The sequence below is a fragment of the Lutibacter profundi genome, from assembly GCF_001543325.1.
Lineage (GTDB): Bacteria > Bacteroidota > Bacteroidia > Flavobacteriales > Flavobacteriaceae > Lutibacter > Lutibacter profundi.
The window spans coordinates 2,570,306-2,583,819 of sequence record NZ_CP013355.1; the positions used below are offsets into that span (position 1 = coordinate 2,570,306).

Annotated in this window: 8 protein-coding genes and 1 pseudogene; 5 read left to right on the forward strand and 4 right to left on the reverse strand. The window is 29.3% G+C overall.

All coding sequences use genetic code 11. From position 1 onward, the window contains the following. Positions 1-65: 65 nt before the first annotated feature. The 4 genes and pseudogenes from Lupro_RS11360 to Lupro_RS11375 form a co-directional block, all read right to left on the reverse strand. Positions 66-1,322, reverse strand: a complete 1,257-nt coding sequence (locus Lupro_RS11360; RefSeq protein ID WP_068211624.1) for a sigma 54-interacting transcriptional regulator — start codon at positions 1,320-1,322, stop codon at positions 66-68. Positions 1,323-1,326: 4 nt separating this feature from the next. Next, positions 1,327-2,759 (reverse strand): annotated as a pseudogene (gene miaB, locus Lupro_RS11365) (tRNA (N6-isopentenyl adenosine(37)-C2)-methylthiotransferase MiaB). A 91-nt stretch (positions 2,760-2,850) separates the two neighbouring features. Beyond that, positions 2,851-3,459: a response regulator transcription factor gene (locus Lupro_RS11370; protein WP_068210362.1), complete on the reverse strand. Its 609-nt coding sequence runs from the start codon at positions 3,457-3,459 to the stop codon at positions 2,851-2,853. A 27-nt stretch (positions 3,460-3,486) separates the two neighbouring features. Next, positions 3,487-5,334 carry a 7TM diverse intracellular signaling domain-containing protein gene (locus Lupro_RS11375; protein ID WP_068210364.1) on the reverse strand — a complete coding sequence of 616 codons (1,848 nt, stop codon included), beginning with the start codon at positions 5,332-5,334 and terminating at the stop codon, positions 3,487-3,489. 202 nt (positions 5,335-5,536) lie between these two features. Between Lupro_RS11375 and Lupro_RS11380 the strand changes: the two genes are divergently transcribed. The 5 genes from Lupro_RS11380 to Lupro_RS11400 all read left to right on the forward strand — a co-directional run bounded on the left by Lupro_RS11380 (position 5,537) and on the right by Lupro_RS11400 (position 13,486). Next, complete coding sequence (locus Lupro_RS11380) at positions 5,537-6,028, forward strand: T9SS type A sorting domain-containing protein (RefSeq protein WP_158499568.1); 492 nt, start codon at positions 5,537-5,539, stop codon at positions 6,026-6,028. Positions 6,029-6,033: 5 nt separating this feature from the next. Continuing rightward, entirely contained in the window at positions 6,034-6,672 is a 639-nt protein-coding gene (locus Lupro_RS11385) for a hypothetical protein (protein WP_068210371.1), read from the forward strand. 18 nt (positions 6,673-6,690) lie between these two features. Beyond that, positions 6,691-9,525 (forward strand): autotransporter outer membrane beta-barrel domain-containing protein, encoded by a 2,835-nt coding sequence (locus Lupro_RS11390; RefSeq protein WP_068210373.1) that lies wholly within the window; start codon positions 6,691-6,693, stop codon positions 9,523-9,525. A gap of 267 nt (positions 9,526-9,792) precedes the next feature. After that, positions 9,793-12,276, forward strand: coding sequence for a type I DNA topoisomerase (gene topA / locus Lupro_RS11395; protein ID WP_068210374.1), 2,484 nt, complete (start codon positions 9,793-9,795; stop codon positions 12,274-12,276). A 49-nt stretch (positions 12,277-12,325) separates the two neighbouring features. Next, the gene (locus tag Lupro_RS11400; protein WP_068210375.1) at positions 12,326-13,486 is read left to right on the forward strand and encodes a formimidoylglutamase; all 1,161 of its coding nucleotides are present in this window, start codon (positions 12,326-12,328) and stop codon (positions 13,484-13,486) included. Positions 13,487-13,514 lie beyond the last annotated feature (28 nt).

Here is a 13,514-nt window from a genome sequence, read left to right on the forward strand (position 1 = left end):
TTAAATGTATTAAACTTTTTTATAGAAATAAGTAAAAATCAAATTCAAAGTTACTTATTAATAAGTTATAAATTGTATTGTTTTATTTTACGATATAATGTTCTTTCTGAAATACCTAACTCTTTTGAAGCTAACTTTCGTTTACCATTGTTGCGCTCAAGTGATTTTTTTATCAATTCAATTTCTTTTTCTTGAATTGATAAACTTTCATCAGCATCAATAGTTTCAGCAAATTCATAGTTATTGTCTTTATTATCATCATCATCATCATCATACCTTTCGTTAATTCTAACAACTTCAACTTGATTTTCATCTTGTTGGTTTAAGGTGTTTTCTTCTTTGTATATTTTTTTAATTAGATTTTTATTGTCCTCCTGAACTTTATTTGTATCACCACTTTCCATTAAGTCAAGTGTTAGTTTCTTTAAATCGTTAATATCATTTCGCATATCAAATAAAATTTTATACATAATATCTCGTTCATTTGCGAAATTGTCATTTGAATTTTTGTGTTCAATAACCGAAGGTAAATTGCTTCCCTTACTTGGAAGGTATTGCAACAATTTTTCTGCTGTAATTTCTCTTTGTTCTTCAACTACAGATATTTGTTCGGCAATGTTACGTAATTGGCGAATATTTCCTGGGAAATTATAATTTTCTAAAACTTTTACAGCATTTTCAGTAAGTCTAACTGTAGGCATTTTATATTTTTGAGCAAAGTCTGCAGCAAATTTTCTAAATAATAAATGAATATCACCTAACCGATCACGTAAAGGAGGCAAATGTATTTCAATAGTGCTTAACCGATAGTATAAATCTTCTCTAAATTTACCTTTGTTTATAGCTTGTTGCATATTTAAATTTGTGGCAGCAACAATACGAATATTTGTTTTTTGTACTTGAGATGAACCAACTTTAATAAATTCACCATTTTCTAGTACACGTAATAATCTAACTTGTGTGGTTAATGGTAATTCACCAACTTCATCTAAAAAAATGGTACCGCCATCAGCTACCTCAAAATAACCTTTTCGTGCAGTTGATGCACCTGTGAATGAACCTTTTTCATGTCCAAAAAGTTCACTATCTATAGTCCCTTCAGGAATAGCACCACAATTAATAGCAATATATTTTGCGTGTTTTCTGTGAGATAAATGATGAATAATTTTAGGAATACTTTCTTTACCAACGCCACTTTCTCCAGTAACTAAAACAGAGATATCTGTTGGAGCAACTCTAATAGCTTTTTCCAAAGCTCTATTGAGATGAATATCATTTCCAATTATTTCAAAACGTTGTTTTATTACTTGTAGAGATTCCATAGTGTTAAATTCTTTTTCCAATGAGCGTTGCAGATGTACAATCTTCGATAAAAACGGTTACAAAATCGCCAATTTTTTCATTTCCTTTTGGGAAAACAGCAACGGCATTTTGTGAATTTCTACCTTTCCAATGGTTGTTAGATTTTTTTGATGTTCCTTCAATTAATATTTCTACAGTTTTTCCAATAAATTTTTCTAAACGATACAAACTGTGTTTTTGTTGCAATAAAATTATTTCGGCCAATCTTTTCTTTTTTGTTGAAAGAGGAACGTTGTCTTCCATTTTTTTTGCTGCAGGAGTTCCAGGTCGTTCAGAATAAGCAAACATAAAACCAAAGTCGTATTTTACATACTCCATTAAACTCAATGTTTCTTTATGTTCTTCTTCAGTTTCGCCACAAAACCCAGTCATTAAGTCTTGAGATAAAGCACATTCTGGAATTATTTTTCTAATGTTATCTATTAATTCTATATATTCTTCACGGGAGTGTTGACGATTCATTCTATTCAATACTGTTGTACTTCCTGATTGTACAGGTAAGTGAATATATTTACATATATTTTTGTGTTTTGCCATGGTATGAATTACATTTAATTTCATATCCTGTGGATTTGAAGTTGAAAAACGAATACGCATCTTTGGAAACGAAGTAGCAACCATGTTTAATAATTGGGCAAAATCTACAGCGGTAGTTTGTGCAATTTCAGAGGCTTTTTTAAAATCTTTTTTTAAACCTCCTCCATACCAAAGGTAGCTATCTACATTCTGACCTAAAAGAGTTATTTCTCTATAATTTTTACTATAAAGTTCTTTAATTTCTTCTAAAATGCTTTTAGGGTTTCGGCTTCGTTCACGTCCACGAGTAAAAGGAACAACACAAAATGTGCACATATTGTCACAACCTCTAGTGATTGAAACAAAAGCAGAAACACCATTACTATTTAATCGAACTGGAGAAATATCAGCATAGGTTTCGTCTTTAGATAAGATAACATTTACAGCATCTCTTCCTTCACTTATTTCTTTTAATAAATTAGGTAAATCTCTATATGCATCAGGACCTACAACTAAATCAACTATTTTTTCTTCTTCTAAAAATTTCTCTTTTAATCGTTCGGCCATACAGCCTAAAACACCTACTTTCATAGTAGGGTTTATTTTTTAATGGCATTGTATTTTTCTAAGCGCTTGCGAACGGTTTGTTCTGCTTTTTCTCTAATGGAGCAAGTGTTTACTAAAACTAAATCGGCTTCTTCTAATAAATGGGTAGTGTTATACCCTTGTTCTGAAAGAATTGAAGCAACTATTTCACTGTCATTCAAATTCATTTGACAGCCATAACTTTCTATATATAACTTTTTAGAGTTACCTTCCTTTTGTTGAGTTAAAAGTGCTTGCCCTTGTTTTTTTTCTTCTATTATTTTTTCGCTACTCATATATCCTTATTATTCGTATGCAAATATAAATAGTTTTTCCGAAAGGATGACAAATTGGCAGAATTTTAACAAAGAATTTGTAATTTATTAATTAGGTTAAATTGGAAATAGCCCATTTTAACAAACTGTTGTTTTCTTTAGGAAGAAGTAGTTTTTTTGAAATATTGTATCTATGATTTCTAACCGTTTTAGATGAAATGTTTAAAGTTTCTCCTATCTCAATACTATTATATCCATTTGCTATTTGTTGGGTAATTTTTATTTCGGTAGGGCTAAGTTTGCTGAGTGAAACACTTGTTTTATGAGAATTTAAATTTATTAAATTTAATGCTAAATGAACTGCAATTGTTAGTTGTTTTTTGCTAAAGGGTTTTAAAATATAGTTTAATGGAGCAACTTTTTTTATACTAGAAATAGTTTTAAAATCATTAAAAGCAGTCACAAAAATTACTTCAACAAAAGGATTTGTTTTTTTTAGTTGAGTTACAAAATCATTTCCGTTTTTTGGAGTACACAAATTAATATCACATAAAACCAATTGGGGATCCCAAGTACTTGTTATTATTTTTGCCTGTTTGTAGGTGTTAGCAATTTTTGTATTTCTAAAACCTTCTTCTTCTAAAATTTCATAAATATCTTGAGCAATAACAAATTCATCCTCTAATACAAGTATTTTAAATGTATTTATAGTTGAATTCATTTTTTTAGTTTGAGGTAAATATATAATTTATTTCATAAATGGTAAAACAAATTTATAAGAGGTTCCTTTAGTAGAATTTAAAGTTATTTCACCATTTAATTGTTGTGTCATTCCTTTAATTAGTTGAATGCCTAATGAATTTTTTGATTGTTTTGATGAATCAAATCCAATACCATTATCAGTTATTTCTATATAGTAGTAATTGTTTTTGCTATAAAATACAATAGTTATTTTGGGGTTATAAATTTCTTTTGTAAAAGCATATTTAAATGAGTTTGAAATAACTTCAGTAGTAATAAGTCCAATTGTTACTGCCTGGTCATTAAGAACATTAAGAGAGTTTATTTTTTTGTCAATTGAAACTTCTTTTTTATAAAGATTATTGAGGTAATTTATAAGGTCAGTCAAATAACTTTTAATATTAATGTCTTTAAAAGAATCATTTTTGTATAAATGTTCATGAACTAGAGACATAGATTTTACTTTATTCTTTCCTGATTCTAAAATATCTTTAGATTCAGGGTTTTTAATTCTTCTTTCTTGTAAGTTGAAAAGGCTATAAATTATCTGTAAATTATTTTTCACTCTGTGATGAATTTCAGCAAGTAATTCATTTTTGTGTTTCAGTGCTATTGAGAGCTCTATTGTTTTTTGTTTAACCTCTATGTTAAGTTTTTTGGTGTATTCTTTTTGTAAAATTTTCTTTTCTTGTTTGATCATTTTATAATGATAACCTAATGCAATTGAAAATAAAATAATTTCACCGAGATAACTTAAAAAAGTTATTTTAACGGTAAACCAGTTTATGGGAATTAAATCCAATGATCTTAAAAAATTAGAAAAAATGCCAAGAAGATATACAATCCATGCAATTGTAAAAATTATGGCTACTTTATTCCCTTTAAACCAATAAATAATCCCTGTTGAAAATAAAGCAATTGTATAAATTGAAACTAAAATTATTACAATTACTGAAAACACATAAAAGTTAAAAATAAAGATGGTTGGAATTAAAATTAAGCTAAAGTAACTGATGTATTTGAGTAAATAGTAATTCCAACGACTATCCTTTTTATTTAACCCAAGAATTGAAATACTAAAAAGTGTTATAAAAAAAACACCTAAATAAATTGAAATAAAAAACAAGTAAAAAGACATGTCTGGGTTATTTGGAAAAAGATAAAAAGATGCATGTCCATTTAAAAAACCCTGTACAAGTAAGGTAGCAAAAGTACTTAATGAAAAATATAAGTAACTTAAATTTTTTAGAATAAAATATAAAAAGAAGTTATAAAGAATAAAGGTTAATAAAACACCATATAAAATACCCATTGATAATAAATCAATATTATTTTCAGAGTAAAAGTTTCTTTCAGGTTTTAATTCAACGGGTATATCTGTTGCAATTCTACTTTGAATCTTTAAATAATAAGTGTGTTTCAAAGTGTCTTTAAGAGAAATAGGAATTACTATATTTACAAATTGTTCAGAAGCCTTATTTTTTGGAATTTTAAATCCGTAAATTTTTGAATACCATTGTTTATTTTGATAACTATTGAAAATAATTGAATCGGTTAAAGGTCCTTTTAAAATTAATTTCCATTTGTTTTGTGTTGTTGCTTCTTTTTTTTGTACTGTAATTTTTACCCATAAAGTTGAAGAAATTAAATTAAAATTAATAGTGTTCTTGGTTGTTTTTATGAAATTTACATCCAAAATTTGCTCTAAAGATTTGGAACCTGATAAATCTTTAAATTCGGCAATACTTAAGTTAACATTATCTGCTATTTTATTTTGTGAATATGATGAATAAAAAATTAGTACCGATAAATAAAATAAAAATTTTGATGTATTTTTAAAAAAAAACAAATTCATTAAATAACTTTAGGATAAGTTTATAACTGTCAGGTAAATATACAATTTTTTAAATGAGGCGTACGCCTCATTTTATTATTGAAATTGACATTATATATTTGGAGTTGTACATTTTATTAAACCTAACATTAAAAACCCTATGGTTCCTTTTTCTTTTTAGAGATAGTATTGTTGGTAGATAATTATAATTTTGTAAATGCTTATGAAACACCTTTACTTTTTGTTAATATTTTTAATAAATATTACAATTCATGCTCAAAAAATACAGCGATCAACTTTTTCAAGTAGTGGAAATTCAATACAAGTTACAGTACTAAATAAGGAATATTATGTTAGTCAAAGTATTGGACAAAAAAGTATAATTGGCTCACTTAAAAATAGCAACTATACTATTAGACAAGGGTTTCAGCAGTATCTTCTAATTGCTGGTAAACCAAATCAAACAGTTTTAAAATTTAGTGCTTCGGTTTATCCAAATCCAGTAGATAAAAGTATCAAAATTGTTCTCAATGAAGAATTAACAACAAATTTAGTCATTACAATTTATGATATTTTAGGAAGACTTCAATATCAAAACGCTAAAAAACACCCCTCAAAATTTGATTTAGATTTGTCTTTTTTGTCTACAGGAACTTATTTTATGACTTTAATTGCAAATGGTAAAAACCAACAATATAAATTAATTAAAAACTAACTTAAATGAAACCAAAAATTATTATATTTTCTATTTTCTTAACCGTGTGCTTTCAAGCTTTTTCACAACAATTAGTTATAGAAATTGGAAAATCAATTACTAACTTTGACTATAAAAATTCTCAAGGAAATGAATTAGATAATTTGCAGTCAACCAATCAAAGTTACATGTATGTTGGTTATAGAACAAACATATTTAAAGATTTTATTTTTGCATCTTTAGGTACTAATTATAGTACTTATGGGTCAATAGGTAGTGACAATGTTTTAAATAATTATTTTGAATGGGAAACATCTTATTTAGGTCTTAATGTAGGTTTAGATTTTAGGGTTTTTAAAATTAAAAAAGTTAATTTTTATGTAAAAAGCACGTTTTCTTCAGAGTTTATTATTCAGGGAACTCAACAACTTAATAATACGGTATATGATTTGGTTGGAGCAGATGATTTTGACCAAACGAATTACTTTTTTAGAGTAGGAACTTTTGTAGATTATTCAATATCTAAACAGATGACGTTATTTTTTCAATATATGGGAGGAAAAAGTAAGCAACTACGCAGTTCAGTTTCAAATATAGATCAAGAAAAATTAAGATTAGTCTCTCACAACTTTGGTTTTGGGTTATTCATCAATTTAAAATCATAATTAAAAAAACATATTATCATGAGGAAATTTTACTTTATAATTATAATATTTTTTATTGGAGTTTCACTGTATGCTCAAACAGATGCGATTAGTTATCAGGCGGTTATATTAAATCCGCAAAAGCAAGAATTACCAGGGGTAAATGCTGAGGAAAATATATTTCCTAACAAAACTATTAAAATGAGGTTTACAATAATTGATTCTAATGGTTCGGCAACTTATCAAGAAACACAAACAACAACAACAGATGCTTATGGAATAGTTAACTTGTTTATTGGAGAAGGATCTCAAACTTCAACACAAAGTTTTGATGAAATTAATTGGGATGGTACTTCTAAAAAATTAAAAGTTGAAATAGATTTTAATGGAGGAAATAGTTTTGTGAATTTGGGGACTCAAAATCTTACATTTACACCTTATGCATATCACAGAGATATTATAGCGTCAGGTAATTTAACCATTGATGGCAAAACAATCTTAAAAGATGATTTAAGTATTGAAGGAGCAACTGTTTTAAATGATAATTTAACAGTAAAAGGAGAAACCACATTAGATGATAAAGTATCTGTTAATGGCGTTACAAATTTGAATGATGATGTGACAATAGATGGAATCACAAATTTAAGTAAAGACTTAAACGTAAACAATGGAAGTACTACGAATCTTTCAGGTGATTTGGCTGTAGATGGGGAAACAACTTTTAAAAACGGACTAAATATAAATGGAACAACTGTGTTAAATGATAATTTGACCGTAAAAGGTGAAACTAATTTAGAATATAATATGTCAGTTACCGGAGAATCAACATTTGATGGAAAAGTAGCTTTAAAAGGAGCTATGGATGTAGACGGACAAACGAATCTTCGCAATAATTTAACCGTTGATGGAGATGCATTTTTAAATCAAAATATGTCAGTTGTAGGTATTTCAACATTTGATGGAAAAGTAGCTTTAAAAGGAGCTATGGATGTAGACGGGCAAACAAGTCTTCGTAACAATTTAACCGTTGATGGTGATGTGCTTTTAAATCAAAATATGTCAGTTGTAGGTATTTCAATATTTGATGGAAAAGTTGCTTTAAAAGGAGCTATGGATGTAGACGGGCAAACAAATCTTCGCAATAATTTAACCGTTGATGGTGATGCAATTTTAAATCAAAATATATCAGTTGTAGGCACTTCAACATTAGAGGGGAAAGTTGCTTTAAAAGGAGCTATGGATGTAGATGGGCAAACAAACCTTCGCAATAATTTAACCGTTGATGGAGATGCATTTTTAAATCAAAGTATGACAGTTGTAGGTACTTCAACATTAGAGGGGAAAGTTGCTTTAAAAGGAGATGTGGATGTAGATGGACAAATGAATCTTCATAATAATTTAATAGTAGAAGGAGTTACCAACCTAAAGGGAACATTTAGTGTTGTTGATGGGAAAGTAACAAGTCTATCAGGGTATCTGTTCGTAGATGGTGTAACAAATTTAAAAAGTGATTTAAATGTTATTAATGGAAGTCAAACAAACCTTACAGGAAATTTAAATGTGGGAGGAAATATCTTGTTGGAAAAGGATCTGACAGTTAAGGGAGCTGCAACTTTCGAATCTGATTTAACTATGAAAAAATTGGTAGTTAGTGGAGAAGGAGGAGCTTATGGTGATCATGTTGCATTATTTGAAAATACAAGTACTTCTAATACAGCCGATGGAATTGCTATAAGAATCCATGGGAATGCAAGTGGTAAATTAGGCTTTAGAAATCGTTTTATAACCTTTTACGGAAGTGCAAATGGAGGGAGTTATATGGCGGGTCGTATAGAAAGTTATGATTTGTTAGCAGGGGATTTATGGGAGTCTTTTCCTATACCAGATTTTGCTAATTTGATTGATGTTTTTGACTTTACGCAAGTATTAGAGTGGACTCCGCCATCTTTAACTTTTAATCCAGGCTCTTTACCTTCATTAAATGGTGGACAATTGCCTTGGGTTAATTGGAATAATGGATCATCACCAAGTCTCTCAGTTAATTGGGAGGAATTGAGCTATTCTTGGAATAACGGAGACTTACCAAGTCTCACTTTTAATCCGGGTTCTTTTCCTACCCTAAATTCAGGAGCTTTACCATCAGGTTCATTAGATATAGGATCTTTAAATCTTAACTTTGATAACTTTTTTAATCCAACAGCAGGTACTAATGCTTTAGATGATATTAGTGCAATGGTAGCTTGGGGGGTTCGAAACGGAGATCCTGGGTTTATGCCAACGGGTCCTTGGGGAATTGCGTTAGTTCCATTAGTGTTAGCGGCAAAACAAGCAGCACGAGATCAAGGGGTAATTTATGGGTCTAAAGGAGCAGATTATGCAGAGTGGTTAGAAAAAGAAAACCCAAAAGAAAAATATATGTTTGGAGAAGTAGTGGGTGTAAAAGGTGGTAAAATATCTAGAAATACTACTAATGCAGACCAAGTTATGTCAATTTCATTAGCACCAATTGTTCTGGGAAATATGCCTGATGAAGATAGAAAAGATGCTTTTGAAAAAGTAGGCTTTATGGGGCAAGTACCTGTACTAACTTTAGGTGATGTTAAGATAGGTGATTATATTGTAGCTTCAGGGTATAATGATGGGTACGCTAAAGCAATTTCTGAAAAAGATATTACGTTAAAAGATTTCAAAAATATTATTGGAAGAGCTTGGACAGGTTCAGAAGGGAAAAAAGCAAGTTTAATTAATGTTTCAGTTGGGTTAAAAACAAATGAATGGGTTGAAATAATGAAACAACAAGAAAATAGATTAGATAAACTTGAGTTAAAAATTAAAAAGTTAGAAAACCTTATAAATAATATGAATACGCTATAGTTAAGAAAATAATAGCAAAGAGAATTTATTTAATTTTTGTTAATTAAGTTTAAGGCCGTTTAAATGTGATGTTTAAGCGGTTTTTTCTACGAATAAAGCATTTTTAAATGGATAGAAAATAAACTTTAGAAATACTTATTTTTAAAAGTTAAATCCATATTAAATAAATTCTATATACTTTTGCAATCCTAAAAACACTATTTAAAATATATTCATTTATTAAAATGGACGATAAATTATAGCGTTTTAATAATTATATAAAAAAATATGGCTAAAAATTTAGTAATAGTAGAGTCACCAGCAAAAGCAAAAACCATTGAGAATTTTTTAGGTAAAGATTTTCAAGTAGAATCTAGCTTTGGACATATAGCAGATTTGCCTTCAAAAGAGATTGGAATAGATGTGGAAGGTGATTTTAAACCAAAATATAAAGTGCCAACTGATAAAAAAGCAATTGTTAAAAAGTTAAAAGACTTAGCTAAAAAAGCGGATACAGTTTGGTTAGCTTCAGATGAGGATCGTGAAGGAGAAGCTATTGCATGGCATTTGTATGAACAACTAAAACTAAAAGATACTCACACAAAACGTATTGTTTTTCATGAGATAACTAAAAAAGCTATTCTAAAAGCTGTTGAAAATCCGCGCGGAATTGACTATAACTTAGTAAATGCACAACAGGCAAGAAGAGTTTTAGATAGGTTAGTAGGTTATGAGCTTTCACCAGTATTATGGAGAAAAATTAAAGGAGGACTATCTGCCGGCAGGGTTCAATCTGTTGCTGTGCGATTAATTGTAGAAAAAGAACGAGAGATAAAAAGTTTTAAACCAAAAGCATCATATAAGGTTGTTGCTGAGTTTGTAACTGAAGAAGGAAAGAAATTTAAAGCCACATTACCCAAAAATTTCAGTACCAAAGAAGAAGCAAATTCATTTTTAAATTCTTGTATTGGCGCAAAATTTAAGGTAGATGATTTACAAAAGAAACCTGCTAAAAAATCACCAGCTGCACCATTTACAACTTCAACATTACAACAAGAAGCTTCAAGAAAATTATATTTCCCTGTTGCTAAAACAATGATGATTGCTCAACGGTTATACGAAGCAGGTTTAATAACCTATATGAGAACAGATAGCGTAAATTTATCTGAAGATGCAAAAACAGCGGCAAAACAAGAGATAGTTTCATTGTATGGAGAAGCATACAGTAAACAAAGAAATTTTAGCAATAAATCTAAAGGCGCTCAAGAAGCTCACGAAGCAATTAGACCTACTAATATGAATATTCAGTCGGCTTCAGTAGATTATGATCAAGACAGGCTATATAGTTTAATTTGGAAAAGAACCATTGCATCTCAAATGAGTGATGCCCAATTGGAACGAACAAATGTTAAAATTTCAAATTCAAATAATTCAAAAAATTTCACAGCAAATGGTGAAATGATAAAGTTTGAAGGATTCTTGAAAGTTTATTTAGAAGGAACAGATAATGAAGATGAGGAACAAGAAGGAATGTTACCCAAAATGAATATTGGAGAAATTTTAACTACTGCATATATAACTGCAACAGAAAGATACACGAAGGCTCCGTATAGATATACCGAAGCTTCTTTAGTAAAAAGGTTAGAGGAACTTGGAATTGGTCGTCCATCAACATATGCACCAACTATTTCAACTATTCAAAAAAGAGAATACGTAGAAAAAGGAAGCATTGAAGGAACTGATAGAAGCTATATGCAATTAACACTTAAAAATGATAAAGTAATAGCTAAAGAACTAACTGAAAAAGTGGGGTCAGATAAAGGTAAATTAACACCTACTGACATAGGAAATATAGTGAATGATTTTTTAGTTGAAAATTTTTCAAATATTTTAGATTTCGGTTTTACAGCCAAAGTAGAATCTGTATTTGATGAAATTGCAGAAGGGAAAGAAGATTGGATTTCTATGATTAAAGATTTTTACAATAAATTTCATCCAATAGTTGAAGATGTTGCTGCCAATGCTGAGCGTGCAAAAGGAGAACGCTTGTTAGGCGTTGATCCCGTTAGCGGTAAAAATGTGTATGCACGTTTAGGAAGGTTTGGAGCAATGGTTCAAATAGGAGAAGCTACAGACGAAGAAAAACCTAAATTTGCTAGTTTACAAGGTAATCAAACCTTATCATCTATCACATATGAAGAAGCAATGGATTTGTTTAAACTTCCAAAAACTATTGGAGGTTACGAAGATACTGAAGTAATTGTTGCCAACGGTCGTTTTGGTCCCTATATTAGGTATGGATCTCTGTTTGTTTCAATACCTAAAGATGAAAACCCAATGTCAATAGATATAAATAGAGCCATTGAGTTAATTCAGGAAAAACAAAAAGCGGATGCTCCAATTGCAGAATACGAAAATTTACCAGTTCAAAAAGGAGTTGGTCGTTTTGGACCATTTTTAAAATGGAATGGAGTTTATATCAATGTGAATAAAAAGTACGATTTTGATAATTTAACGAAAGAAGATATAGTTGAATTAATTGAACAAAAAAAGCGTAAAGATATTGAAAAAGTACTGCATAATTGGGAGGAAGAAGGAATTAGAGTTGAAAAGGCACGTTGGGGTAGATCTAATATTATAAAAGGAAAAATTAAAATTGAATTACCAAAAACAGTTGATGCAACTAAACTAACCCTAGAAGAGGTTAAAGATATTATTGCTAAAAAATCACCTAAAAAGAAAACAACAAAGCGTAAAACTACCAAGAAATAATTTTTTTGATTATCTTGCAATTGAAAAAGATTGAATTTAACCCCCAAAAATGAATTTTGATTATCTTACTCCTGTAAATGAAACAATGTTGGCTTATGCCAAAATGTTATCTGATTTGTCTTTTGGGCAAAGTATGGATATCTACACTACACAAAACAAATTCCCCAATCTTACCAATAAAAAAATAGCAATAATTGGTGTTGAGGAAAGAAGAGCTTCTGTTAAAAATTATAGTGACGATTTTAATTTAAATGAAATTAGAAAAGAACTTTATAAACTATATCCTGGTAATTGGCCAATGAATGTTGTTGATTTAGGAAATATTTCACCAGGAAACACTATTGAAGATACCTATTTTGCTTTAGGTGAATTGCTGTCTTATTTAATAAAAAATAAAATTATTCCAATAATCATTGGAGGAGGTCAAGATTTAACGTATGCTAACTATAGAGCTTATGATAAGTTAGAACAGACAGTAAATATTGTAGCCGTTGATAATAAATTTGATTTGGGAACTATTGAAGATGAGTTAACATCACAATCTTATTTAAGTAAAATTGTAATGAATCAACCAAATAATTTATTCAATTATAGTAATATAGGATACCAAACGTATTTTAATTCTCAAGATGAATTAGATTTATTAGAGAAACTCTATTTTGAAGCATATAGACTTGGGGAAGTATCAAATTCAATTCAACTAGTAGAACCTATTTTGCGTGATGCAGATATAGTTAGTATTGATTTGTCTTCGATAAAAAGAGCCGATGCTCCTGCAAATAATAATGCCACACCCAATGGTTTTACAGGAACTGAAATTTGTGCTATTTCTCGTTATGCAGGTATTAGTGATAAAGTAACCTCGTTTGGTATTTATGAATATAATCCTAAATTAGATAGTAACAATCAAACAGCACAATTAATCTCACAAATGATATGGTATTTTATTGAAGGCGTAAATTATAGAGCAAATGATTATCCCTTTGGTTTAAAAGATAATTACAAAAAATATATTGTTCCAATTGAAGATCAAGTACTAAATTTTCATAAGAGTAATAAAAGTGGACGCTGGTGGATGGAAATTAATTTAAATGAAAATAATAAATCTAAGAGACATGCGTTAATACCTTGTACATATCAAGATTATGTTAGTGCCACAAATCAAGAAATACCTGATAGATGGATAAAAACGCTAAAAAAATTAGTGTAAAAAAGGTTGTTTAAATATAATAAAAGCA

Coding starts and splice junctions, on each gene's coding strand:
- Lupro_RS11380 (WP_158499568.1), top strand. CDS start 5,537: ATGAAACACCTTTACTTTTTGTTAATATTTTTAATAAATATTACAATT.
- topA (WP_068210374.1), top strand. CDS start 9,793: ATGGCTAAAAATTTAGTAATAGTAGAGTCACCAGCAAAAGCAAAAACC.
- Lupro_RS11400 (WP_068210375.1), top strand. CDS start 12,326: ATGAATTTTGATTATCTTACTCCTGTAAATGAAACAATGTTGGCTTAT.
- Lupro_RS11375 (WP_068210364.1), bottom strand. CDS start 5,334: ATGAATTTGTTTTTTTTTAAAAATACATCAAAATTTTTATTTTATTTA.
- Lupro_RS11385 (WP_068210371.1), top strand. CDS start 6,034: ATGAAACCAAAAATTATTATATTTTCTATTTTCTTAACCGTGTGCTTT.
- Lupro_RS11390 (WP_068210373.1), top strand. CDS start 6,691: ATGAGGAAATTTTACTTTATAATTATAATATTTTTTATTGGAGTTTCA.
- Lupro_RS11370 (WP_068210362.1), bottom strand. CDS start 3,459: ATGAATTCAACTATAAATACATTTAAAATACTTGTATTAGAGGATGAA.
- Lupro_RS11360 (WP_068211624.1), bottom strand. CDS start 1,322: ATGGAATCTCTACAAGTAATAAAACAACGTTTTGAAATAATTGGAAAT.